This is a genomic window from Streptomyces echinatus (assembly GCF_014203595.1).
In the GTDB taxonomy this organism is placed as follows: Bacteria; Actinomycetota; Actinomycetes; order Streptomycetales; family Streptomycetaceae; genus Streptomyces; species Streptomyces echinatus.
Genome location: NZ_JACHJK010000015.1, coordinates 155,028 through 179,346, shown reverse-complemented (window position 1 = coordinate 179,346; position 24,319 = coordinate 155,028). Strand labels below are relative to the sequence as shown.

Genomic DNA, 24,319 nt, shown 5'->3' with positions numbered 1-24,319 from the left:
GCGTGTTGACCAGAACGCGACAACACCTCGGACCGGGCCGTTCCGGGCGACTGGCCGGACCCAGCCGTTCGGCGGACGGCGGACGGGGGCGGCGAGGGCTCCCGCGGGCCTCCTTCCGGGCCGCACCGGCAGGGCCGGCGGCGGACGGTGCGGCCCCGGCATGGCCGGAACCCGACCGCCGGACGTTCCGGGGCACCCCGGACGGCGGTCCGGGCATACGCGTGCCGCGGACCCATGGAGGCGCGTGCCGGCGGATCCGGGGGAGGCGCGTGCCGGCGGGCCCGGGGAGGCGGGTGTCGCCAGGCCCGGAGGAGGCGCGGGTCGGAGGAGGCCCGGGGAGGGCGGGTACCGGCAGACCGGAGGCGGCGCACGCCCGAGCCGGCGGGAAACGCACCGCCGGTCCCCGGTGGCCCGCCGTCCGGCACGGGCGTTGTCCACAGGCCCGGCACGGTGTCGGTGCTCGCCAGTAGGGTGTGAGACATGGCCGACCCCTCCAGCTACCGCCCCAGGCCGGGTGAGATCCCGGACTCCCCGGGGGTGTACAGGTTCCGTGACGAGCACCGCCGGGTGATCTACGTCGGAAAGGCGAAGAGCCTGCGCCAGCGCCTGGCGAACTACTTCCAGGACCTGGCGAACCTGCACCCGCGCACCCGGACGATGGTCACCACCGCCGCGTCCGTGGAGTGGACGGTGGTGTCCACCGAGGTCGAGGCACTCCAGCTGGAGTACTCCTGGATCAAGGAGTACGACCCCCGGTTCAACGTCAAGTACCGCGACGACAAGAGCTACCCCTACCTCGCGGTCACGATGAACGAGCAGTTCCCGCGCGTGCAGGTGATGCGCGGTCACAAGAAGAAGGGCGTGCGTTACTTCGGGCCGTACGCGCACGCGTGGGCCATCAGGGACACCGTCGACCTGCTCCTGCGCGTGTTCCCCGTGCGCACCTGCTCGGCCGGCGTCTTCAAGAACGCCGCCCGTACCGGCCGCCCCTGCCTGCTGGGCTACATCGGCAAGTGCTCCGCGCCCTGCGTCGGCCGGATCACACCCGAGGACCACCTGGATCTGGCCGAGGAGTTCTGCGACTTCATGGCCGGCCGCACCGGCACCTACCTCCGCCGTCTGGAGAAGCAGATGGCGGAGGCGGCCGAGGAGATGGAGTACGAGCGGGCCGCCCGCCTGCGCGACGACATCGGGGCCCTGAAGAAGGCCATGGAGAAGAACGCGGTCGTCCTCGCCGACGCGACCGACGCCGACCTCATCGCCGTCGCGGAGGACGAGCTGGAGGCGGCCGTCCAGATCTTCCACGTGCGTGGCGGCCGGGTCCGCGGCCAGCGCGGCTGGGTGACCGACAAGGTCGAGGAGGTCACCACCGGCGCCCTGGTCGAGCACGCCCTGCAGCAGCTGTACGGCGAGGAGAGCGGGGACGCCGTCCCCAAGGAGGTGCTGGTCCCGGCCCTCCCCGACCCGGTCGAGCCGGTCCAGGACTGGCTGACCGGCCGCCGCGGGTCGAACGTCTCGCTGCGCATACCGCAGCGCGGCGACAAGAAGGCGCTGATGGAGACCGTGCAGCGCAACGCCCAGCAGGCCCTCGCGCTGCACAAGACCAAGCGCGCCTCCGACCTGACCACGCGCTCCCGCGCGCTGGAGGAGATCGCCGACGCCCTCGACCTGGACAGCGCCCCGCTGCGGATCGAGTGCTACGACATCTCGCATCTCCAGGGCGACGACGTGGTGGCCTCCATGGTCGTCTTCGAGGACGGCCTGCAGCGCAAGAGCGAGTACCGCCGCTTCCAGATCAAGGGCTTCGCCGGCCAGGACGACGTTCGCTCCATGCACGAGGTGATCACCCGCCGCTTCAGGCGCTACCTCGCCGAGAAGGAGCGGACGGGGGAGTGGACCGACGGTTCCGGCACCGGGGGTGCTCTGCCCGACGGCCCTGACGGCACCGGCACCGGCACCGGCGCCGGCACCGGCACCGGCACGGGCGCCGAGGCGGCCCTCGCCGACGGCGACGGCACGCTCCCCGGCGCGGACGCACTCCCCGGCACGGACGCACTCACGGACGCGGACATGCTCACCGGCACGGACGTGATCACCGGCACGGACGTGATCACCGACTCCCTCAAGGACGACGACGGCCGCCCCAAGAAGTTCGCCTACCCGCCCCAGCTGGTGGTCGTCGACGGCGGCCGGCCGCAGGTCGCGGCGGCCCGGCGCGCGCTGGACGAGCTGGGCATCGACGACATCGCCGTGTGCGGCCTCGCCAAGCGCCTGGAGGAGGTCTGGGTCCCCACCGAGGACGACCCGGTGGTCCTGCCCCGCACCAGCGAGGGCCTCTACCTGCTCCAGCGCGTCCGCGACGAGGCCCACCGCTTCGCGATCACCTACCAGCGCACGAAGCGCGCCAAGCGCTTCCGCGCGGGCCCGCTGGACGACGTCCCCGGCCTCGGCGAGACCCGCAAACAGGCGCTCATCAAGCATTTCGGCTCGGTGAAGAAGCTGCGGTCCGCCACAATCGAGCAGATCCAGGAAGTGCCCGGGATAGGCCGCAAGACGGCCGAGACCATCGCCGTGGCCCTCGCCCAGGCGGCACCGGCCGCCCCGGCCGTGAACACGGCGACCGGAGAGATCATTGAGGACGAGGAACCCGATACGACGGGCGGTTCCTCGGGGGAGCCCGTGACCGCGGGCGCCCCGGACGAACGACGGGGGCAGGAGACATGACCGAGCACGACGAACACGTCACAGCACAGCGAGATCAGGAACACGGCGACACGGGCGACGAGGTCGCCCGACACGACACCGAGGCCGGCCGGGACACGGGCCAGGACAACGGAGCACAGGTGAGTACGGGCAGCGAGACAGCCGGGGTCCCCGAGGCGGCCATCCCCGAGCTGGTGATCATCTCCGGCATGTCCGGAGCAGGGCGGTCCACGGCCGCGAAGTGTCTGGAGGACCTCGGCTGGTTCGTCGTGGACAACCTCCCGCCCGCCCTCATCCCCACCATGGTCGAGCTGGGCGCCCGCTCGCAGGGCAACGTGGCACGGATCGCGGTCGTCGTGGACGTCCGCGGCCGGCGCTTCTTCGACAACCTGCGCGAGTCCCTCGCCGACCTGGACACCCGGGGCGTCACCCGGCGGATCGTCTTCCTGGAGTCCTCCGACGAGGCCCTGGTGCGCCGCTTCGAGTCGGTGCGCCGCCCGCACCCGCTCCAGGGGGACGGGCGCATCGTCGACGGCATCGCCGCCGAGCGCGAGCTGCTGCGCGAGCTGCGTGGCGACGCCGACCTGGTGATCGACACCTCCAGCCTCAACGTGCACGAGCTGCGCGCCAAGATGGACGCCCAGTTCGCCGGCGAGGAGGAGCCCGAGCTGCGGGCCACCGTGATGTCCTTCGGCTTCAAGTACGGCCTCCCGGTCGACGCCGATCTGGTCGCGGACATGCGGTTCCTGCCCAACCCGCACTGGGTCCCGGAGCTGCGCCCGTACACCGGCCTCAACGAGGAGGTCGCCTCCTACGTCTTCAACCAGCCCGGCGCGAAGGACTTCCTCGACCGGTACGCCGAACTCCTCCGGCTGATCGCGGCCGGCTATCGGCGCGAGGGCAAGCGGTACGTGACCATCGCGATCGGCTGTACCGGCGGCAAGCACCGCTCGGTCGCGATGTCGGAGAAGCTCGCCGCGCGCCTCGCGGCCGAGGGCGTGGAGACGGTGGTCGTGCACCGGGACATGGGACGGGAATGACGGAACGTACACCGCGGCTGGGCAGGCTGCGCCGGATGGTGCCGGACACGCGTGCCGGCCGCCCGGTCGAGGCCCGCGGGGGCCGGCCCCGCCGGCGTGGCACCCAGCCCAAGGTGGTCGCGCTCGGCGGCGGCATGGGCCTGTCCGCGTCGCTCGCCGCGCTGCGCCGGATCACCGGCGATCTCACCGCCGTCGTCACCGTGGCCGACGACGGAGGTTCCAGCGGCCGGCTCCGGGACGAGCTGGGCGTGCTGCCCCCCGGCGACCTGCGCAAGGCGCTGGCCGCGCTGTGCGGCGACGACGACTGGGGCCAGACCTGGGCCCGGGTCATCCAGCACCGCTTCCAGTCCCAGGGCGAACTGCACGAGCACGCGGTCGGCAACCTCCTGATCGTCGCGCTGTGGGAGCAGCTCGGCGACCATGTGCAGGCGCTCGACCTGGTCGGCAAGCTGCTCGGCGCGCACGGCCGCGTGCTGCCCATGTCCGCCGTGCCGCTGGAGCTGCAGGCCCTGGTCAAGGGGCATGACCCGGAGCGTCCGGACGACGTGGACACGGTGCGCGGACAGGCGACCGTCGCCCTGACCCCCGGCGAGGTGCAGTCGGTGCATCTCGTGCCCAACGACCCGCCCGCCGTCCCCGAAGCGGTGGCCGCGGTCCTGGACGCGGACTGGGTGGTGCTCGGTCCCGGCTCCTGGTTCTCCTCGGTCATCCCGCACCTGCTCGTCCCCGAGCTGCTGGACGCTCTCACGGAGACCAAGGCACGCCGTGTGCTCTCCTTGAACCTGGCTCCGCAGCCGGGAGAAACCGAGGGGTTCTCCCCGCAGCGTCATTTGGAGGTTTTGGGGCGACACGCCCCTAAACTCGCCCTGGACGTGGTGCTGGCCGACGAGGCCGCCGTGCCCGACCGTGACTCGCTCACCGAAGCCGCCAAGCGGCTGGGAGCCGCGGTCGAGCTGGCGCCCGTGGCCCGGACCGACGGATCACCCCGGCACGATCCGGAGCTGTTGGCCGCCGCGTACGACCGTATTTTTCGGATGCATGGAAGGATCGGCCCATGGCGATGACGGCAGCGGTGAAGGACGAGATCTCCCGGCTCCCCGTCACCCGGACCTGCTGCAGGAAGGCGGAGGTTTCCGCCATTCTGCGGTTCGCCGGCGGCCTCCACCTGGTGAGCGGGCGCATCGTGATCGAGGCGGAGCTGGACACCGCGATGGCGGCCCGCCGGCTCAAGCGGGACATCCTGGAGATCTTCGGCCACAGCTCCGAGCTGATCGTGATGGCGCCGGGCGGGCTGCGCCGCGGCTCGCGGTACGTCGTGCGGGTCGTCGCCGGTGGCGATCAGCTGGCCCGGCAGACCGGCCTGGTGGACGGCCGGGGACGGCCGATCCGCGGCCTGCCCCCGCAGGTGGTCTCCGGGGCCACCTGTGACGCGGAGGCCGCCTGGCGCGGGGCCTTCCTGGCGCACGGCTCGCTGACCGAGCCCGGCCGTTCCTCCTCCCTGGAGGTGACCTGCCCGGGCCCGGAGGCGGCGCTCGCGCTGGTCGGTGCGGCCCGCAGACTGTCGATCGCCGCGAAGGCCCGCGAGGTGCGCGGCGTGGACCGGGTGGTCGTCCGGGACGGCGACGCGATCGGCGCGCTGCTCACCCGGCTGGGCGCGCACGAGTCCGTGCTGGCCTGGGAGGAGCGCCGGATGCGCCGCGAGGTGCGGGCCACGGCCAACCGGCTCGCCAACTTCGACGACGCCAACCTGCGCCGTTCGGCCCGCGCCGCCGTGGCCGCCGGCGCCCGCGTCCAGCGGGCCCTGGAGATCCTGGGCGACGAGGTTCCCGAGCACCTCGCCGCCGCCGGCCGGCTGCGCATGGAGCACAAGCAGGCGTCCCTGGAGGAGCTGGGCGCGCTCGCCGACCCGCCGCTGACGAAGGACGCGGTCGCCGGCCGGATCCGCCGTCTGCTGGCGATGGCGGACAAGCGCGCCGCCGATCTGGGCATCCCGGGCACGGAGGCGAACCTCTCCGAGGAGCTGGCGGAGAACCTGGCCGGCTGACCGGACGGACCGTCAACTCGCCGGTGCCGACCCCCATTCGGGTGGTCGGCACCGGCGTCTGCGTGTCCGTGCGGCGCTCTTGACTCGATCATCGTGTGACATGAGCCTGGCAGCCTGTTCGCCGCTGTGGCGGACCACCTCCAGGGGGGTTCATGAGACACAGAGCGAGAACGATCCTCGCTGTCGGCGCGCTCCTGATCGGCGGAGCGAGCCTCGCGCCCACAGCCCAGGCACAGAGCGCGGGCCGGACCGCGTCCGACCCGGACGAGGTCAAGGTCTTCCACGCCGAAGTCACCCCGCAGCAGGTTCCCCTGCTGCTCAAGGCCGGCCAGGACGGCCACGAACTCGGTGAGCGGCTGGCCGGGGGCGGCAAGGCCGCGGTGGAGGTCTACCTCACCGACAAGCAGGCGGCGCAGCTCCGCAAGCAGGGCGTCGCGCTCACCGAGCGCACCCTCTCGGCCAGCGCGCGGGCCCGGGTCGAGGACGCCGCCCAGGGCGTGTTCCGCCCGTACAGCGGCAGCGGCGGGCTGAAGGAGGAGATCCTCCGCACCGCCCGGGCCAACCCCGGCCTCACCAAGGTCGAGTCCATCGGCAGGACCGTCAAGGGCCAGGACATCCTCGCGCTCAAGCTGACCGGGAACGCGAGGAAAACGAAGGACGGCTCCAGGCCCTCCGTGCTCTACATGTCCAACCAGCACGCGCGGGAGTGGATCACGCCGGAGATGACCCGGCGACTGATGCACTACTACCTCGACCACTACAAGACCGACAGGCGCATCAAGAAGCTCGTCGACTCGACCGAGCTGTGGTTCGTCCTCTCGGCCAACCCCGACGGCTACGACTACACCTTCCAGGCCCCCGCCAACCGCCTGTGGCGCAAGAACCTGCGGGACGTCAACGGCGACGGTGTCATCAGCACGGGCGACGGCGTCGACCTCAACCGCAACTTCGCCTACAAGTGGGGCTACGACGACGAGGGTTCGTCCCCCAACCCCACCAGCCAGACCTACCGCGGCGCCGGCCCCGAGTCCGAGCCCGAGACCCGGGCCATGGACGGCTTCGAGAAGCGGATCGGGTTCAGGTACGCGATCAACTACCACTCCGCCGCCGAACTCCTCCTCTACGGCGTCGGCTGGCAGGTGGCCACCCCGACCCCGGACGACGTGCTCTACAAGGCACTCGCCGGCACGCCGGACAACCCCGCCATCCCCGGCTACCGTTCGCAGCTCTCCTCGGAGCTGTACACCACCAACGGCGAGGCGGACGGGCACGCGTCGAACGTCAACGGCCTGGCGATGTTCACCCCCGAGATGTCGACCTGCCAGACCGCTTCGAACGTCGATCCGGACGACGCCTGGAAGCCCGAGGACTGCCGGTCGGTCTTCAACTTCCCCGACGACGAGAAGCTGATCCAGCAGGAGTTCGAGAAGAACGTCCCGTTCGCGCTCTCCGTCGCCGAGACCGCCGCGCATCCCGACAAGCCGGCCTCCTCGGTCGGGCTGGCCGCGGCCGACTTCACCCCGGCCGCGTTCACCACGTCGTACTCCCGCGGCGCCGGCCAGGAGGTCTCCGTCGTCGTCCGCAAGGCGGTCCGGGACAAGGAGCTGAAGTACCGCGTCAACGGCGGCCGTACGCTCGACCAGGCGCTGAAGCGCTGGAGGGGCGGACAGACCTACGGCGGCGACGACAACCTCTACTTCGACGAGTACCGCGCAAAGGTGCGGGACGGCCGGCCGGGCGACAAGGTCGAGGTGTGGTTCACCGGCGAGACCAGGGCCGGCAAGAAGGTCTCCAGCTCCCACTTCACCTACACCGTCGCCAAGCGGCCGAAGGCCGACACCCTCGTGGTCGCCGAGGAGGGCACGGCCGCCGCGCAGGCACGGACGTACGTGGACGCGCTGAAGGCGGCCGGCCACCGGGCGATCGTGTGGAACGTGGCCACCCAGGGCGTGCCGGACGCGCTCGGTGTGCTGGGGCACTTCCGGACGGTCGTGCACTACTCGGGCACGAAGGGCCCCGCCAACCCCACCCAGCTCCAGCTGCGCGCCCACCTCAACCAGGGCGGCCGGCTGATCGAGGCCGGTGAGCTGGCCGGCGGCAGCGTCGACCTCGGCGACGGCACCCTGTCGGACGACTTCAGCCAGTACTACCTGGGTGCCTACAGCCGTACCTCGACCAAGGGGGCCACGGGCTTCACCGGCTCCGGCGCGCTCGACGGCGTCACCGGCGCCCTCGGCGACGCCCCCGGCAACCCGCTCGACAAGGCCGGCACCTACGGCGTCACCTCCGACGAGCTGCCGGCCACCACCTACCCGCAGTTCAGGAGTGCGGGCGCGGGCGCGTTCGCCGGAACCGTCAACCCGTACGGGCCGTACACCGGCACCTCCATGGCCGCCGCCGTGCACACCGACGACGCCTACAAGCGCCTCACCCGCACCATCGACCTCACCGGTGTCACCGCGGCCGACAGGCCGGCCCTGAGCACCCGGCTGCTGTGGGACACCGAGCCCGGCTACGACCACGCGGTGGTCGAGGCGCACATCGTGGGCGCCGACGACTGGACCACGCTGCCGGAGGCCGGAGGGGCCACGAAGACGGACGTGCCGGCCGATTGCGGGGCCGGGTTCCTGATCGGTGAGCACCCCTGGCTGAAGCACTATCTGACGCTCACCGGCAACTCCTGCGCCGCGACCGGCACCACCGGTGCCTGGAACAGCCTCACCGGCAGCTCCGGCGGCTGGCGGCAGGTCGGCTTCGACCTGAGCGCGTACGCCGGGAAGTCCGTCGAGATCTCGATCAGCTACATCACCGACCCCGGCAGCGGCGGACACGGCGTCCTCGCCGACGACGCCTCACTGGTCGTCGGCGGCACGGCGAAGGAGACCGAGGGCTTCGAGTCGTCGCTGGGCGCCTGGAAGGCGGCCGGACCGCCCGAGGGCAGCCCGGCGGTACTGAAGGACTGGACGCGGACCGGGACCCTGTTCAACACCTACGGAGCCGTCGCGACGGACGACACCGTGCTGCTCGGTTTCGGCCTCGAACAGGTGCCGTCGGCGGCCGATCGGGCGGCCCTGCTGAGGAAGGCGTTCGACGCACTCGACAGGTGAGCGGAACCCCCTATCAACGGTGCGCGAACGGGGTACCCATCAAGTGAGCCGACCCGCTCACGAACGAGTGAAAAAGGCGCCAAGAGTGCCCGGCATTCCGCAATAAATGCGGACGAATCCACTGCCGATCCGAGGTGGTCCGTACCCCTACTGACGGGTACGGACTGCCTGCCCGTGTATGCGGCATCTCGATGTCACTCAGGGGCCCTCAGAGAGGTAGGGTCGGTGGTGGTCGGGGACATCCCAAACAGAGCTCGCCGGCACCGCATGGCCGGCGTACCAACGAGGAGATCGGTTCGTGACGATCCGCGTAGGCATCAACGGCTTCGGTCGTATCGGTCGTAACTACTTCCGCGCACTCCTGGAGCAGGGTGCCGACATCGAGGTTGTGGCTGTCAACGACCTGGGTGACACCGCGACCACCGCTCACCTGCTGAAGTACGACACGATCCTGGGCCGCCTCAAGCAGGAGGTCTCCCACACCGCCGACACCATCACCGTCGACGGTCACACCATCAAGGTGCTGTCCGAGCGCAACCCGGCCGACATCCCGTGGGGCGAGCTGGGCGTCGACATCGTCATCGAGTCCACCGGCATCTTCACCAAGAAGGAAGACGCCGCGAAGCACATCGCCGGTGGCGCGAAGAAGGTCCTCATCTCGGCCCCGGCCAAGGACGAGGACATCACCATCGTGATGGGCGTCAACCAGGACAAGTACGACCCGGCGAACCACCACGTCATCTCCAACGCCTCCTGCACCACCAACTGTGTGGCGCCGATGGCGAAGGTCCTCGACGAGAACTTCGGCATCGTCAAGGGCCTGATGACGACGGTGCACGCGTACACGAACGACCAGCGCATCCTGGACTTCCCGCACAAGGACCTGCGCCGCGCCCGTGCCGCCGCCGAGAACATCATCCCGACCACGACGGGTGCCGCGAAGGCCACCGCCCTGGTCCTGCCCCAGCTCAAGGGCAAGCTGGACGGCATCGCCATGCGCGTGCCGGTTCCCACCGGCTCCGCCACCGACCTCGTCGTGCAGCTCCAGCGCGAGGTCACCAAGGACGAGGTCAACGCCGCGTTCAAGAAGGCCGCCGAGGACGGCGACCTCAAGGGCTACCTGGCGTACACCGAGGACGAGATCGTCTCCTCGGACATCGTCGGCGACCCGGCCTCGTGCACCTTCGACTCCTCCCTGACCATGGTTCAGGACGGCAACTCGGTGAAGATCCTCGGCTGGTACGACAACGAGTGGGGCTACTCCAACCGCCTCGTCGACCTCACGGTCTTCGTCGGCGACCAGCTCTGATCGTCGAGCAGGACCCCGAAGTGAGAGCAGGGCTCGGGCAGCGCACCGTCGCGCTGTCCGGGCCCTGTCCCACGTACTGACCACGTCCTTTTACGATCAGGTGCACCACGAGCCCTCCTCAGGAGTCCACCCATGAAGACGATCGACGAACTTCTCGCCGACGGCGTGAGCGGAAAGCGGGTCTTCGTCCGCGCCGACCTCAATGTGCCGCTGGACGGCGGGACGATCACCGACGACGGCCGCATCCGCGCCGTCCTGCCCACCGTCAAGGCCCTCGCGGACGCGGGCGCCAAGGTGGTCGTCGCCTCGCACCTGGGCCGCCCCAAGGGCGCCCCGGACCCCGCCTTCTCCCTCGCTCCCGCCGCCTCCCGCCTGGGTGAACTCCTCGGTTCCGCCGTGGCCTTCGCGACCGACACCGTCGGGCAGTCCGCCCAGGACACGGTCGCGGGCCTCTCGGACGGACAGGTCGCCGTCCTGGAGAACCTGCGCTTCAACCCCGGCGAGACGGCCAAGGACGACGCCGAGCGCGGTGCCTTCGCCGACCGGCTGGCCGGCCTCGCCGACGTCTACGTCGGAGACGGATTCGGCGCCGTGCACCGCAAGCACGCCTCCGTCTACGACCTCCCGGCCCGGCTGCCGCACTACGCCGGTCACCTCATCGCCACCGAGGTCGGCGTCCTGAAGAAGCTCACCGAGGACGTCAAGCGCCCCTACGTCGTCGCGCTCGGCGGCGCCAAGGTCTCCGACAAGCTGGCCGTCATCGACGAGCTGCTGGCCAAGGCCGACCGCCTCCTCATCGGCGGCGGCATGGCCTACACCTTCCTCAAGGCTCAGGGCCACGAGGTCGGCATCTCCCTCCTCCAGGAGGACCAGCTCCCGGCCGTCACCGAGTACATGGAGCGCGCCGAGAAGCAGGGCGTCGAGCTGGTGCTCCCCGTCGACGTCCTCGTCTCGCCGGAGTTCCCGGACCTGAAGACGAAGGCGCCGGCCAACCCGACGACCGTCGCCGCGGACAAGATCCCGGCCGACCAGGAGGGCCTGGACATCGGCCCGAAGACCCGAGAGCTCTACGCCTCGAAGCTCGCCGACGCCGCGACCGTGTTCTGGAACGGTCCCATGGGCGTCTTCGAGCACCCCGACTACGCCGAGGGCACCAAGGCGGTCGCCCAGGCCCTCGTCGACTCGAACGGCTTCACCGTCGTGGGCGGCGGTGACTCCGCCGCGGCCGTGCGTACGCTCGGCTTCGACGAGAAGGCATTCGGCCACATCTCGACCGGTGGCGGCGCCTCCCTCGAATACCTCGAGGGCAAGACGCTCCCCGGCCTCGCCGCACTGGAGGACTGACTCTCAATGAGCACGCGCACGCCGCTGATGGCGGGCAACTGGAAGATGAACCTCAACCACCTCGAGGCCATCGCGCACGTCCAGAAGCTCGCCTTCGCCCTGGCCGACAAGGACTACGAGGCCGTCGAGGTCGCCGTCCTGCCGCCCTTCACCGACCTGCGCTCCGTGCAGACCCTGGTCGACGGCGACAAGCTCAAGATCAAGTACGGCGCCCAGGACATCTCGCAGCACGACTCCGGCGCCTACACCGGCGAGATCTCCGGCCCGATGCTGTCCAAGCTGAAGTGCACCTACGTGGTGATCGGCCACTCCGAGCGCCGGCAGTACCACGCCGAGACCGACGAACTGGTCAACGCCAAGGTCAAGGCCGCCTACAAGCACGGCCTCACCCCGATCCTGTGCGTCGGCGAGGAACTGGACGTCCGCGAGGCGGGCAACCACGTCACCCACACCCTCGCCCAGGTCGAGGGCGGCCTGAAGGACCTCCCGGCCGAGCAGGCCGAGACCGTCGTGATCGCCTACGAGCCCGTCTGGGCCATCGGCACCGGCAAGGTCTGCGGCGCCGAGGACGCCCAGGAGGTCTGCGCCGCCATCCGCGCCAAGCTCGCCGAGCTGTACTCGCAGGACGTGGCCGACAAGATCCGCATCCAGTACGGCGGCTCCGTGAAGTCGGGCAACGTCGCCGAGATCATGGCCCAGGCCGACATCGACGGCGCCCTGGTCGGCGGCGCCTCGCTGGACGCCGACGAGTTCGTCAAGATCGTGCGTTTCCGCGATCAGTAGGACGAGCTGTGAGTAGGCGGTAGCGACGATACGTCGTACCCTTGCGGGGGCACAGCCGAGGTGCTGTGCCCCCGTCGTCCATCCGAATCCGAGGAAGTTGGTCCAGCCGTGGTTTTGGGGTTCTCGATCGCCCTGATCGTCTTCAGCCTGCTGCTGATGCTGCTGGTGCTGATGCACAAGGGGAAGGGCGGCGGCCTCTCCGACATGTTCGGTGGCGGCATGCAGTCCTCCGTCGGTGGCTCCTCGGTCGCCGAGCGCAACCTCGACCGGATCACCATCGTGATCGGTCTGCTGTGGTTCGCGTCCATCATCGTCCTCGGCATCCTGATGAAGTCGAACAGCTGACGCGCAAACAGCGCAAACGGGGCGTACGCCCCGCATATTCCGTATATTCCCCACGTAAAGCCCCGTGTTGGGTACGTGCTCCTGAGCGCGGCCTATCATGGGGCTTGCGTCTGGATGTGGGGGCCGGTAACTCCAATCACTGGACGCGCGTTGGGCCTTACGTAGACTGAGGCGCTCGCAGCGAAGCGAAACGCCGACTCACTTCGCGGCACCATCACGCAGGGAGTTACGACCGTGGCAAGTGGCAACGCGATCCGAGGAAGCCGGGTCGGGGCGGGGCCGATGGGCGAGGCCGAGCGCGGCGAGTCCGCGCCGCGTCTGCGCATCTCCTTCTGGTGCTCCAACGGGCACGAGACGCAGCCGAGCTTCGCCAGCGACGCGCAGGTTCCCGAGACCTGGGACTGTCCGCGCTGCGGCTTCCCGGCCGGCCAGGACCGGGACAACCCGCCGGACCCGCCGCGCACCGAGCCGTACAAGACGCACCTCGCGTACGTGCGGGAGCGGCGCAGCGACGCGGACGGCGAGGCGATCCTCGCCGAGGCGCTCGCCAAACTGCGGGGCGAGATCTAGGAGTTTCACCGGCCGGGTGCCCGCGGGCGCCTGGCCGGAGCCGTATCCGCCACGCGGCGCCGCCCGATGGTCAGTGGTGCCCTCTACGGTTCTCGTGAAGGCGTGAACCGCGAGGGGGAGTTGTGACGGCGGTCGAGACGGCGGACATGCGTGCGCCCGCGTGGCGCGGGGGCCCCGGGTGGCTGCGCGGCGCCGCCATGCTCTCCGGCTCCGGTGACGGCCTGCCCATCGGCCGCCCTGGCCGGGTTCCCTTCGTTCTTTCCGGCACCGCGTTGATACCGGTGCACAAGCCTGACGTACCCGTTGTCGTCCGTGAGGACGGCGTCTCCACCGCTCCTCCCGCACCCTGATCAATTAGGTTGGGACCGGCAGCGGGACAGGTACCGAAAGAAGGCTGAAGTCGGATATGAACGCAGACGGCCGTACCAGGCTCAACCAGACGCCCGAATGGACCGCGCTCGCCAAGCACCGGGAGGAGCTGGCGGACACCCGGCTGAGGGAACTGTTCGCGGCCGACCCCTCGCGCGGCACCGGGTACACGCTCCAGGTCGGCGATCTGTACATCGACTACTCGAAGCACCTGGTCACCGACGAGACGCTGCGCCTGCTGCGCGCGCTGGCCGCCACGACGGACGTCTTCGGCCTCAGGGACGCCATGTTCCGCGGCGAGAAGATCAACGTCACCGAGGACCGGGCCGTGCTCCACACCGCGCTGCGCGCCCCGCGGGACGCGGTGATCGAGGTCGACGGCGAGAACGTCGTGCCGGCCGTGCACGCCGTACTCGACAAGATGGGCGACTTCGCCGGCCGCGTCCGCTCCGGCGCCTGGACCGGCCACACCGGCAGGCGCATCAAGAACGTCGTCAACATCGGCATCGGCGGTTCCGACCTCGGCCCCGCGATGGCCTACGAGGTGCTGCGCACCTTCACCGACCGCGACCTCACGGTCCGCTTCGTCTCCAACGTGGACGGCGCCGACCTGCACGAGGCCACCCGGGACCTGGACCCGGCGGAGACCCTGTTCATCATCGCCTCCAAGACCTTCACCACCGTCGAGACCATCACCAACGCCACCTCGGCGCGCGCCTGGCTGCTGGCCGCGCTCGGCGACGAATCCGCGGTGGCCAAACACTTCGTGGCGCTGTCCACGAACGCGGAGAAGGTCACCGAGTTCGGCATCGACCCGGACAACATGTTCGAGTTCTGGGACTGGGTCGGCGGCCGGTACTCGTACGACTCCGCGATCGGCCTGTCCCTGATGATCGCCATCGGCCCGGACCGCTTCCGGGAGATGCTCGACGGCTTCCGGCTGGTCGACGACCACTTCCGCACCGCGCCCGCCGAGGCCAACGCGCCCCTGCTGCTGGGCCTGCTGGGCATCTGGTACGACAACTTCCTGGACGCCCAGACCCACGCGGTGCTGCCGTACTCCCACTATCTGTCGAAGTTCACCGCGTACCTCCAGCAGCTGGACATGGAGTCCAACGGCAAGTCGGTGCAGCGGGACGGCAATCCGGTGGAGTGGCAGACCGGACCGGTGGTGTGGGGCACGCCCGGCACCAACGGTCAGCACGCCTACTACCAGTTGATTCACCAGGGCACCAAGCTGATCCCGGCGGACTTCATCGGCTTCGCCCGCCCGGTCGCCGAGCTGAGCGGGGAACTCAAGGCCCAGCACGACCTGTTGATGGCCAACTTCTTCGCCCAGACCCAGGCGCTCGCCTTCGGCAAGACGGCGGAGGAGGTCCGAGCGGAGGGCGTGCCCGAGGAGCTGGTCGCGCACAAGACCTTCCGGGGCGACCGGCCGACCACGACGATCCTCGCCCGTGAGCTGACCCCCTCCGTGCTGGGCCAGCTGGTCGCCCTCTACGAGCACAAGGTGTTCGTGCAGGGCGCGGTGTGGAACATCGACTCCTTCGACCAGTGGGGCGTGGAGCTCGGCAAGGTCCTCGCCAAGCGCGTCGAGCCCGCGCTCACCGAGGGCGCCGAGGTTCCCGGCCTGGATCCGTCGACGAAGGCGCTGGTCGCCAGGTACCGGGAGCTGCGGGGCCGCGGCTGAGCCGTGGCCGGGGCCGCCGGGGCGATATCCCTGCGCGATGCCCGCGCCGATCCTCTAGGGTTCCGCTGAACCAGGGGAGGGGACGCATGGTGCGCAGGGTGTTGGCCACGGCGGTCGCGGTGGCCGTGGCCGGGGGTTCGCTGGCGGGCTGCGGCGGCAGATCTCGTCCGGCCGGGACGGAGAGCGGCCGGCCGGACGCCGCGAAGGCCACACCGTACGCCGGCCCGGCGGACGTGCCGGAGCGGCTCGGGAACGACGGCACGACCATCACGGTCGGGGACCCGGCCGCCCCGGTGACCGTGCACCTGTACGAGGATCCGCGGTGCCCGGTGTGCAAGGAGTTCGAGACCACCGGCGCTGCCCCGGAGCTGCGCGCGGCGACCGTCCGGCGGGAGGCGAAGACCCAGTACACCCTCGCCTCCTTCCTGGACGGCCGGCTCGGCGGGCAGGGTTCGCGGAAGGCCGTCAACGCCCTGCGCGCCGCGCTGGACAAGGGCAGATTCGCCGAATACCACGACGTGCTCTACGCCAACCAGCCCGAGGAGAGCGTCGACGGCTTCACCGACTCCTCTCTGCTCCAGCTGGCGGGGCGGGTGCCGGGACTGCGCGGGCCGGACTTCGACGCGGCCGTGAAGACCATGAAGTACCGCTCGTTCGTGACCGAAGCAGAGGACGCGTACGAGCGCGCGGGCGGGGCGCAGGACCCCAAGGGGCGCGGCACCCCGACCGCCGAGATCAACGACGTGCCCGTCCCGGTCCGGTACAACGGCCTGCTCTTCGACAAGAAGATCTTCGGCGACATGCTGAGAACGATCCGCGACAACCCCGAGGCGTGGCAGGCCGGCTCCCCCTGAACGAGGGCCGCCTTCCCTTGCGCGGGCGAGGCCGTCCGGGAGTGTGCGGGCGAGACCGCCCGGGCGGGCTCAGGCCACCGCGCTGAGCGTGTCCGCGAGGCGGCGGCGGGCCGACCGGGCCGCGGGCAGGGTGGCCAGGGCCGCCGCTCCCAGCACGGCGGCCGAGCCCAGCAGGAGCAGCAGGCCCGGCGAGGGTGACTGGGCGATGCCGGCACCGATGCCGCTGGAACCCCCCTGCGCGTCGATCAGCCGCCGGGCCAGCGGCAGCCCCAGCGCCGTACCGGCGACGACGGCCGCCAGGGTGGTACAGCTCGTCGCCGTGACGGTGATCGCGGTGATCTGCCGCGGGGACATGCCGATCGCCCGGAGCGCCAGCACGTCCCGCTCGCCCTCCCGGACGCCGCCGCCGATCGCGGTGAGCAGCTCGACCAGCCCGATCAGGGCCAGCACGGCGATCAGCCCGGCGACCACACCGCGCAGCGGGGACAGCCCGTCGGCGGGGTTGGCCACCGGATGCACCTCCAGGTGGCCGTGGCCGGCCGAGGTGAGCGCGGCGGCCACCCGCCGCGGGTCGGCGCCCGGGCGCAGCCGCAGCTCGTAGAAGGCGGGGGAGAGCTCCGGGTCGTTCTCGCGAAGGGTGTCCAGGGAGGTGGTCACGACCCGGCCGGCGTTGCGCGGTTCCAGGCCGCGGCCCACGATGTGCAGGATCTGCGGCCGGTCGCCCACCGTCATCCGGACCCAGTCGCCGACCCGCGCGTGCAGCAGGTCGAGCAGGCCCTGGCCGGCCACCGCCTCGTCCGGCCCGCGCGCGGCACGGCCCTCGGCGAGGGCGTAGGGGTAGGGCTCGGCGCGGGTGCCGACGCCGCGCAGGGCAATGGTCCCGGTCTGGCCGGGGACCAGCGCGGCCACCTCGACGCCCGGATAGGCGGCGGTGACCCGGGAGTCGCGGTCCAGCACGGACCGTACGCCGGGGGCGTCCAGGGCGCTGTCCGAGCGGGCCGTGAGCGACGTCGGCAGCCCCACCCGCTCGGGGCTGCTGTGGAAGCGGTCGATCGTGGTCCAGGCGCTGAGCGCCACCACGATCAGCAGCAGCGGCAGCGTCAGCCGGGCCACGGTGGCCAGCGACCGGCCGCGCCCCGCGAACGCCTTGTGGCAGCCGAGGACCAGCGCGGCCGGCAGCCGCAGCCCGAGCGCCCGCCGGGCCGGCCCGGTCAGCCGACCGCCGGCCGGGCCGGAGGTGCGGCGCGGCACCGGGACCGGTGGCACCCGCCCGGCACGCCAGGCGGCGAGCCCCGTGGTCAGACCGATGAACAGCACCGCGCCCGCCGGCACCGCGACGACGGCCAGGGTGTGCCCGGGCAGCCCCTGCCACACGCCCACCGCGTCCCCGAGCCGCCCCGGGACCCGGCTCCCCAGCCCCTCGGTGAGGGCCGCCGCGGCGACGGCGCCGAGCAGCGCGTACGCGAGGTGCTGGAGCAGGAAGACCCGCACGACCTGGCCGGGCGTGAAGCCGATCGCCTTCAGCACCGACAGGTCCCGCAGATGCCCCCGGATCCGGGTGGCGATGGCCCCGTGCACGGCGAACCCGGCGGCGACCAGCGCCGCCAGCCCGAACAGCCCGAGCACCTGGCCCAGCAGCCGGTTGTCGCCCTGTGCCTCGGCGCGCGCCTGCTGCCAGGTGGAGACCTCGCCGACGGCGCTCGCGCCCAGCACGGTGACGGCGCGCTGGACCGCGTAGTCCGTGTCGGCCGGATCACCGAGCCGCAGCCCGATGACCTGGCCGGCCGGGGCGCGCACCGCGGACGGCAGCGCCCACACCAGACCTGGCTGATCGCCCGGGTGGTACGGGGGTTCGGCGCTGTCCGCGATGCCCTCGACGGTGAGGGTGCGGGCCGTGCCGGGCAGGGTCAGGGTGTCGCCGGGTTCGGCCAGCAGGGCCCGGGCCAGGCTGCTCTCCAGCACCACGCCGTCCGGCGCGGCCGGCTCAAGCCAGTGCCCCGCGGTGAGCAGGGGCCGGCCGACGGAGGGCAGGTCCGGGGTGGCGCGCAGCTCCACGGAGGCACGGGTGCCGCGGGCGGCGACGGCGGCGGACTCGGTCCGGTAGGGACCGGCGACGGAGGAGACACCGTCCAGCCGGGCCAGTGCGCGGGCGTCGGCGGAGGGCACGGTGTGCAGCCAGACGTGGGCGCCGCGGGCCTCGGCGAAGGTCCGCTGCCAGGGGTTGGTGGCGTACCCGAAGAGGGCGGTGGCGAGCAGCAGCGAGGCGACGATGCCGGCGGTCGCCAGCACCAGGAACAGCGCCTCGCCGCGATGGGCGCGCAGATCGGAGTGCGCCCAGCGCAGGGTGGCCCGCATGTTCCTGAGATCCGGCACGGTCAGTCCCTCAGCTCCAGCACGCTTGAGATGCCGCCGCGCCGGGGCGGGGGTGCGCCGTCCAGGGCCGCGTCGTCGGCTATGCGGCCGTCGAAGAAACTGATGACGCGGTCGGCGGCGCTGGCCAGCCGGGCGTCGTGCGTGACAAGTACGATGCTCTGCCCGCGCCCGTGGAAGCGGGACAGCAGGCGCATCACCTCACGGGTGCCCTTGCTGTCCAGACTGCCCGCGGGCTCGTCGGCGAGGAGCAGGGGCGGGTGGTTGACCAGGGCCCGGGCGAGGGCGACCCGCTGTTGCTCGCCACCGGACAGCTCGCCCGGCATGCTGCGCTCCTTGCCCTCCAGACCGAGCTCGGCCAGGAGTGCCTCGCGCTCGGCCCGGGCCTTCTTCGGCGGGACGCCGGCCAGCAGCGCGGGCAGCTCGACGTTGTCGGCGACCGACAGGTTCGACACCAGGTTGAAGAACTGGAAGACGATCCCGATGGCCTTGCGCCGCTCCACCGCCCAGCGGGCCTCGCCGAAGGAGTCCGTGCACCGGCCGGCGAGCCAGACGCTGCCCGCGTCCGGCCGCTGCAGCCCGCCCAGCAGATGCAGCAAGGTCGACTTGCCGGCCCCGGAGGGGCCCGTGATCGCGACGAACTCGCCGCGGGCCACGCTCAGGTCGACCCCGCGGACGGCATGCGCGGGCGCGCCCTCGCCGTGGTGGGTCTTCACCAGGCCCTCGGCTCGCAGAACCGGAGTGTCCTCGCTCATTCCAGTTCCTCCTGGCACCGCTCCAGCCAGTCGAGGTCGGCCTGCAGATGCAGCATCGCGCCCTCGATCAGCAGCTGGGCGATTCGGTTGTCCCGGTTCTCGGCCGCGGCGAGTTTCGACAGGTTGCGCATGGTGTTGAGGTACTGGCGGCGCTGCCGGTTGATGAGGGCGATCCGGTCGGCGAGGCCGGTCTGCGAGGCGACGGCGAGCTTCATGAAGAACTCGTCCCGCACCCGCGGCTCGTCCTCGGTCTCCTCGAACCAGACGCTCAGCGCCTCACGTCCGGCCTCGGTGAGGTGGTAGACCTTCTTGTTGGGCCGGCTGGACTGCTCGACGTCCTCGCCCTCGATCAGCCCGGACTTCTCCAGGCGGCCCAGGGTGACGTAGATCTGGCCGACGTTCGGCTGAGGGTACGCGGAGCCCAGCAGTTGCTCAAGGTCCTGTTTCAGCTCGTAGCCGTGGGCCGGGCCGCGGGCGAGGAGTGCCAGGAGGGGCAGGCGCACTCGTGCTGTCCTCCTGTCTGCTCCATGTGCTCCAGGCCCTAGTATCGCGCATACCTAACGGGTATACATGGCCTCTGTCCCGGGACGAAGGTGCCCGTGGTGCCGGTGTACAGGGAGGAACCTATGCGGTGGATGCACACCGCCGGTAGGGGCCTCCTCGTTCTGGTCGTGATCATGACCGGGTACGTCACCTCCGGCGCCCGTGCCGGCGACGGCCCGCCCGGCGGTCGCGGCCCGCTCACCCTGGCCACGGCCGGCGACCTCACCGGCTATCTCGGTCCGCTGCTGAAGGGCTGGAACCGCACCCACCCCGGCGAGCGGGTGACCCTGGTCGAACTGCCGGACTCCGCCGACGAGACGCACGCGCAGATGACGACGGACCTGCGCGGCGGCGACCGGGGCCGGTTCGACGTCCTCAACATCGACGTCGACTGGACCTCCGAGTTCGCGGCGGCCGGCTGGATCCGCCCGCTGCCCCGCGACCGCTTCCCGCTGGGCAGCTTCCTGCCGCCGGTGGTGGACACGGCGACGTACGAGGGACGGCTGTACGCGGTCCCGTACGTCACGAACGCCGGACTCCTGCTGTACCGCAGGGACGTCCTCGACCGGGAGGGCGTGCCCCCGCCACGCACCTGGGCCGAGCTGGAGCGCGACGCGAGGACCATCGCGCCGAAGTACGGGCTCGACGGCTACGCGGGGCAGTTCCTGCCCTACGAGGGCCTCACCGTGAACGCGGCCGAGGCGGTGTACTCGGCGGGCGGCACGATCCTCGGCGGCGAGGGCAGACGTGTGACCGTCGACTCGGCCGCCGCCCGCGAGGGCATCGGCTTCCTCGCCCGGGGCATCCGCGAGGGCTGGATCCCGAAACGGGCCCTGACGTACAAGGAGGAGGAGTCCAAGCAGTCCTTCCAGGACGGCAGGCTGCTCTTCCTGCGCAACTGGCCCTACGCCTACGCCGTCGCCTCGGAGAAGGGCACGAAGGTGGCCGGGCGGATCGGCGCCGTTCCGCTGCCGGGGCCCGACGGGCCGGGGACCAGCGTCCTCGGCGGATCCAACCTCGCCGTCAACTCCCACACCCGGCATCCCGATTCCGCCGCGCGTCTGATCGCGTACCTCACCAGCGCGCCCGTCCAGCGCCAGGTGCTGATGCGGGGCGCACTGCCGCCCGTGCGCGCCGCGCTCTACGAGGACCCCGCGCTGGTGCGGCGGTTCCCGTACCTGCCGACCCTGCGCACCGCCGTCCTCACCGCCCGTCCGCGCCCCAGGAGCCCGCACTACGACCAGGTCAGCCTGGCCGTGCAGGCGGTCGTGCAGGACGCGCTCACCGGGCGGCAGACGCCGGGGCAGGCCGTGCGCCGGCTGGCGCGCGAACTCGACGCCATCGCCCGCCGCTAGTTACTTGTTAAGTAACGCCACCATCACGACTGTATTCACCTTGCGGTGATTTGCCCCAGTACGGCTCCCCAACTGGCCAGTATCTTACGTTCACTTCGTTGACACCTTCGCGCATCGCCTACCTAACATGCATGCATAACAGCCCCCCTTCAGAGACAGGTTCCACAGGGTTGAACAGGCATCATTGGTGGCGGGACGCGGTGATCTACCAGGTCTACGTCCGCAGCTTCCTCGACAGCACCGGCGACGGCATCGGCGACCTGGCCGGCGTCCGGGCCGGACTGCCGTACCTGAAGAAGCTCGGCGTCGACGGCATCTGGCTGAGCCCCTTCTACCCCTCGCCGCAGCACGACCACGGCTACGACGTGGCCGACTACCGCGATGTCGACCCGGTCTTCGGCGACCTCGCCGAGTTCGACCTGCTGATGGCGGCCGCCCGCCGGCTCGGCATCAGGGTCCTGCTCGACATCGTCCCCAACCACTGCTCCAGCGAGCACCCGTGGTTCCGCGAGGCCCTCGCCGCCGAGCCCGGCAGCCCGGCCCGCGACCGCTTCCACTTCGCCGCGGGCCGTGGCCAGGGCGGCGACGAGCCGCCCAACAACTGGCACGCCATGTTCGGCGGCCCGGCCTGGACCAGGGTCGGCGACGGCCAGTGGTACCTGCACATGTTCACGCCCGAACAGCCCGACTGGAACTGGCGCAACCCTGAGATACCCGACGAGTTCGACCGCGTCCTGCGGTTCTGGCTCGACCGGGGCGTGGACGGCTTCCGCATCGACGTCGCCGCCGGTCTCTACAAGCACCCCGCACTGCCCGACTCCGACGACCCGGAGGCCGACGCCCGCACCCGCGACTCGGTCAACCCGCTCGCCTGGAACCAGCCCGAGGTGCACGAGGTGTGGCGCCGCTGGCGCTCCATCTGCGAGGAGTACGCCGACCGGGACGGCCGCGAACGCCTGCTCGTCGGCGAGGTCTCCGTCCCCACCGCCCGCGAACACGCCCTGTACGTCCGCCCCGACGAACTCCACCAGGCCTTCTTCTTCGACCTGCTCGGTGCCTCCTGGGACGCCGACGCCTTCCGCAAGGTCATCTCCGAGGCCATGCAGGACATCGCCGGCACCGGCTCCACGGTCACCTGGGTCCTCAACAACCACGACCAGGTCCGCACCGTCACCCGCTACGGCGAACCCGCCACCGAGGGCAGCGGCCTCGGTGCCGCCCGCGCCCGCGCCGCCGCGCTGCTGATGCTGGCGCTGCCCGGCGCCGCCTACATCTACCAGGGCGAGGAACTGGGCCTGCCCGAGGTCGTCGACCTGCCCGACGACGTGCTCACCGACCCGATCTTCCACCGCACCGGCAGCCGCGCCCGCATCCGCGACGGCTGCCGGGTGCCCCTGCCCTGGTCCGGGCAGGCGTCGCCGTTCGGCTTCACCTCCGGCGCGGAGGGCGCCAAGCCCTGGCTGCCGCAGCCGGAGTACTTCGCCGAGTACGCCACCGACCGCGCCCTCGCCGACACCCGCTCCTTCTGGCACCTGTACCGCGACGGCCTGCAACTCCGGGCGTCCCTGCCCCAGCTGGGCGAGGGCACGCTGGAGTGGCTGGACTCCCCGCCCGGTGTCCTCGCCTTCGCCCGCGGCGACGGCCTGGTCTGCGCCGTCAACTTCGGTGCGGCGGGCGCCCCCGCGCCGGTCCCCGGCACCCCCCTGCTCTCCAGCGGCCCCTGCCCGCCCGGCGTGCTGCCCGGCGCCACGGCGGCCTGGTGGCTGAACGAGATCTGATCACCCCATCCGAAGGAAAGGTCCGTCAACGATGATGCGACGACGCACGACCCTGCTCACCGGCTGCACCGCTCTCGCGCTCGCCCTCGGCGCCACCGCCTGCGGCGGTGACCCGGTCTCCGCGGGCGGGGGCGACAAGTCCCTCGACGGCCAGACGGTCACCGTGGCCGGCGTCTGGTCCGGCAGCGAGCAGAAGAACTTCCAGAAGGTGCTGGACGCCTTCACCGAGAAGACCGGCGCCAAGACCCGGTTCGTCTCCACCGGCGACAACGTCTCCACCGTCGTCGGCAGCAAGATCGAGGGCGGCAACGCCCCCGACGTCGTGATGGTCCCGCAGGTCGGCGTGCTCCAGCAGTTCGCGAAGAAGGGCTGGCTCAAGCCGCTGTCCGGCACGGCCCAGCAGACGATCACGGCCGACTACGCCCCGGTGTGGAAGAAGTACGGCAGCGTCGACGGCACCCTCTACGGCCTCTACTTCAAGGCCGCCCACAAGTCCACCGTCTGGTACAGCCCCGAGGCGCTCACCCAGGCCGGCGTCCAGCCGCCGAAGACGTACGACGAACTGCTCAAGGCCGGCCACACCGTCTCCGACTCCGGCCTCGCCGCCTTCTCCGTCGCCGGACAGGACGGCTGGACCCTCACCGACTGGTTCGAGAACGTCTACCTCTCCCAGGCCGGCCCCGAGAAGTACGACGCCCTCGCCGCCCACAAGCTGAAGTGGACCGACCCGACCGTGGTCAAGGCGCTCACCACGCTCGGCAAGCTGTTCAAGGACAAGCAGCTCGTCGCCGGCGGCCAGAAGCAGGCCCTCAACACCGACTTCCCGGGATCGGTGGAGAAGGTGTTCGGCCCCGAGCCCGAGGCGGGCATGGTCTACGAGGGCGACTTCGTCGCCGGCGTCGCCCACGACCAGTACGGCAAGGCCATCGGCAAGGACGCGGACTTCTTCCCGTTCCCCGCGGTCGACGGCGGCAACGCCCCGGTCGTCAGCGGCGGTGACGCGGCCGTCGTCCTCAAGGACGCCAAGAACGCCGGGGCCGGCATGAAGCTCCTGGAGTACCTGGCCACCCCCGAGGCCGCGTCCGTGTGGGCGAAGGCCGGCGGCTTCCTGTCCCCGAACAAAAAGCTCGACCTCGCCTCGTACGGCGACGACGTCACCCGCGCCACCGCCAAGTCCCTGGTCGGCGCCGGCGACTCGGTCCGCTTCGACATGTCGGACCAGGCACCGGCGGCCTTCGGCGGCACCAAGGGCGCCGGCGAGTGGAAGCTCCTCCAGGACTTCCTGCGCGACCCGTCGGACCCGAAGGGCACCGCGGCGAAGCTGGAGTCGGCCGCTGCCAAGGCCTACCAGGACTGAGCG

18 protein-coding genes are annotated in these 24,319 nt (G+C 71.3%); 15 read left to right on the top strand and 3 right to left on the bottom strand.

Annotated elements, in window-relative coordinates; all coding sequences use genetic code 11:
* Positions 1–480 precede the first annotated feature (480 nt).
* The 12 genes from uvrC to FHS34_RS33470 all read left to right on the top strand — a co-directional run bounded on the left by uvrC (position 481) and on the right by FHS34_RS33470 (position 16,158).
* Entirely contained in the window at positions 481–2,724 is a 2,244-nt protein-coding gene (gene uvrC, locus FHS34_RS33525; protein ID WP_184972526.1) for an excinuclease ABC subunit UvrC, read from the top strand.
* Positions 2,721–3,743 carry an RNase adapter RapZ gene (gene rapZ / locus FHS34_RS33520; RefSeq protein WP_184972524.1) on the top strand — a complete coding sequence of 341 codons (1,023 nt, stop codon included), beginning with the start codon at positions 2,721–2,723 and terminating at the stop codon, positions 3,741–3,743. Before uvrC ends, rapZ begins: the two co-directional genes overlap by 4 nt.
* A complete protein-coding gene (locus FHS34_RS33515; protein ID WP_184972522.1) occupies positions 3,740–4,807 on the top strand; it encodes a gluconeogenesis factor YvcK family protein in 1,068 nt (355 codons plus the stop codon). Before rapZ ends, FHS34_RS33515 begins: the two co-directional genes overlap by 4 nt.
* The gene (whiA, locus tag FHS34_RS33510) at positions 4,798–5,787 is read left to right on the top strand and encodes a DNA-binding protein WhiA (RefSeq protein WP_184972520.1); all 990 of its coding nucleotides are present in this window, start codon (positions 4,798–4,800) and stop codon (positions 5,785–5,787) included. The genes FHS34_RS33515 and whiA overlap by 10 nt, the downstream gene beginning before the upstream one ends.
* 152 nt (positions 5,788–5,939) lie before the next feature.
* Positions 5,940–8,894 (top strand): M14 family metallopeptidase, encoded by a 2,955-nt coding sequence (locus FHS34_RS33505; RefSeq protein ID WP_184972518.1) that lies wholly within the window; start codon positions 5,940–5,942, stop codon positions 8,892–8,894.
* Between the two features lie 298 nt (positions 8,895–9,192).
* Positions 9,193–10,203: a type I glyceraldehyde-3-phosphate dehydrogenase gene (gene gap, locus FHS34_RS33500; RefSeq protein WP_184972516.1), complete on the top strand. Its 1,011-nt coding sequence runs from the start codon at positions 9,193–9,195 to the stop codon at positions 10,201–10,203.
* 132 nt (positions 10,204–10,335) lie between these two features.
* Positions 10,336–11,547 carry a phosphoglycerate kinase gene (locus tag FHS34_RS33495; protein ID WP_184972514.1) on the top strand — a complete coding sequence of 404 codons (1,212 nt, stop codon included), beginning with the start codon at positions 10,336–10,338 and terminating at the stop codon, positions 11,545–11,547.
* Between the two features lie 6 nt (positions 11,548–11,553).
* Complete coding sequence (gene tpiA / locus FHS34_RS33490) at positions 11,554–12,330, top strand: triose-phosphate isomerase (protein WP_184972511.1); 777 nt, start codon at positions 11,554–11,556, stop codon at positions 12,328–12,330.
* Positions 12,331–12,438: 108 nt separating this feature from the next.
* Entirely contained in the window at positions 12,439–12,675 is a 237-nt protein-coding gene (gene secG / locus FHS34_RS33485) for a preprotein translocase subunit SecG (protein WP_184972509.1), read from the top strand.
* Between the two features lie 234 nt (positions 12,676–12,909).
* Positions 12,910–13,245 (top strand): RNA polymerase-binding protein RbpA, encoded by a 336-nt coding sequence (locus FHS34_RS33480; protein WP_003976875.1) that lies wholly within the window; start codon positions 12,910–12,912, stop codon positions 13,243–13,245.
* Between the two features lie 406 nt (positions 13,246–13,651).
* Positions 13,652–15,304 carry a glucose-6-phosphate isomerase gene (gene pgi / locus FHS34_RS33475; protein ID WP_184972507.1) on the top strand — a complete coding sequence of 551 codons (1,653 nt, stop codon included), beginning with the start codon at positions 13,652–13,654 and terminating at the stop codon, positions 15,302–15,304.
* 86 nt (positions 15,305–15,390) lie between these two features.
* On the top strand, positions 15,391–16,158 hold the full coding sequence (locus FHS34_RS33470; protein ID WP_184972505.1) for a DsbA family protein: 768 nt from the start codon (positions 15,391–15,393) through the stop codon (positions 16,156–16,158).
* A gap of 69 nt (positions 16,159–16,227) precedes the next feature.
* Here FHS34_RS33470 and FHS34_RS33465 read toward each other — a convergent pair whose 3' ends face one another.
* From FHS34_RS33465 to FHS34_RS33455, 3 genes are read right to left on the bottom strand one after another with little or no spacing between them, the layout of a single operon-like run.
* Positions 16,228–18,513, bottom strand: a complete 2,286-nt coding sequence (locus FHS34_RS33465) for an ABC transporter permease (RefSeq protein ID WP_184972692.1) — start codon at positions 18,511–18,513, stop codon at positions 16,228–16,230.
* 20 nt (positions 18,514–18,533) lie between these two features.
* Positions 18,534–19,283: an ABC transporter ATP-binding protein gene (locus FHS34_RS33460; protein ID WP_184972504.1), complete on the bottom strand. Its 750-nt coding sequence runs from the start codon at positions 19,281–19,283 to the stop codon at positions 18,534–18,536.
* Positions 19,280–19,786, bottom strand: a complete 507-nt coding sequence (locus FHS34_RS33455; RefSeq protein ID WP_184972502.1) for a PadR family transcriptional regulator — start codon at positions 19,784–19,786, stop codon at positions 19,280–19,282. Before FHS34_RS33455 ends, FHS34_RS33460 begins: the two co-directional genes overlap by 4 nt.
* 123 nt (positions 19,787–19,909) lie before the next feature.
* Between FHS34_RS33455 and FHS34_RS33450 the strand changes: the two genes are divergently transcribed.
* The 3 genes from FHS34_RS33450 to FHS34_RS33440 all read left to right on the top strand — a co-directional run bounded on the left by FHS34_RS33450 (position 19,910) and on the right by FHS34_RS33440 (position 24,316).
* On the top strand, positions 19,910–21,181 hold the full coding sequence (locus FHS34_RS33450) for an ABC transporter substrate-binding protein (RefSeq protein ID WP_184972500.1): 1,272 nt from the start codon (positions 19,910–19,912) through the stop codon (positions 21,179–21,181).
* A gap of 131 nt (positions 21,182–21,312) precedes the next feature.
* Complete coding sequence (locus tag FHS34_RS33445; protein WP_225817747.1) at positions 21,313–22,959, top strand: glycoside hydrolase family 13 protein; 1,647 nt, start codon at positions 21,313–21,315, stop codon at positions 22,957–22,959.
* Between the two features lie 31 nt (positions 22,960–22,990).
* On the top strand, positions 22,991–24,316 hold the full coding sequence (locus FHS34_RS33440) for an ABC transporter substrate-binding protein (protein ID WP_184972496.1): 1,326 nt from the start codon (positions 22,991–22,993) through the stop codon (positions 24,314–24,316).
* The last annotated feature ends 3 nt before the right edge of the window (positions 24,317–24,319 follow it).

Excerpts from the sequence above, each read along its gene's own strand:
- uvrC (WP_184972526.1), top strand. The coding sequence starts at position 481 with ATGGCCGACCCCTCCAGCTACCGCCCCAGGCCGGGTGAGATCCCGGAC.
- rapZ (WP_184972524.1), top strand. The coding sequence starts at position 2,721 with ATGACCGAGCACGACGAACACGTCACAGCACAGCGAGATCAGGAACAC.
- FHS34_RS33515 (WP_184972522.1), top strand. The coding sequence starts at position 3,740 with ATGACGGAACGTACACCGCGGCTGGGCAGGCTGCGCCGGATGGTGCCG.
- whiA (WP_184972520.1), top strand. The coding sequence starts at position 4,798 with ATGGCGATGACGGCAGCGGTGAAGGACGAGATCTCCCGGCTCCCCGTC.
- FHS34_RS33505 (WP_184972518.1), top strand. The coding sequence starts at position 5,940 with ATGAGACACAGAGCGAGAACGATCCTCGCTGTCGGCGCGCTCCTGATC.
- FHS34_RS33495 (WP_184972514.1), top strand. The coding sequence starts at position 10,336 with ATGAAGACGATCGACGAACTTCTCGCCGACGGCGTGAGCGGAAAGCGG.
- tpiA (WP_184972511.1), top strand. The coding sequence starts at position 11,554 with ATGAGCACGCGCACGCCGCTGATGGCGGGCAACTGGAAGATGAACCTC.
- pgi (WP_184972507.1), top strand. The coding sequence starts at position 13,652 with ATGAACGCAGACGGCCGTACCAGGCTCAACCAGACGCCCGAATGGACC.
- FHS34_RS33470 (WP_184972505.1), top strand. The coding sequence starts at position 15,391 with ATGGTGCGCAGGGTGTTGGCCACGGCGGTCGCGGTGGCCGTGGCCGGG.
- FHS34_RS33465 (WP_184972692.1), bottom strand. The coding sequence starts at position 18,513 with ATGCGGGCCACCCTGCGCTGGGCGCACTCCGATCTGCGCGCCCATCGC.
- FHS34_RS33460 (WP_184972504.1), bottom strand. The coding sequence starts at position 19,283 with ATGAGCGAGGACACTCCGGTTCTGCGAGCCGAGGGCCTGGTGAAGACC.
- FHS34_RS33450 (WP_184972500.1), top strand. The coding sequence starts at position 19,910 with ATGCGGTGGATGCACACCGCCGGTAGGGGCCTCCTCGTTCTGGTCGTG.
- FHS34_RS33445 (WP_225817747.1), top strand. The coding sequence starts at position 21,313 with ATGCATAACAGCCCCCCTTCAGAGACAGGTTCCACAGGGTTGAACAGG.
- FHS34_RS33440 (WP_184972496.1), top strand. The coding sequence starts at position 22,991 with ATGATGCGACGACGCACGACCCTGCTCACCGGCTGCACCGCTCTCGCG.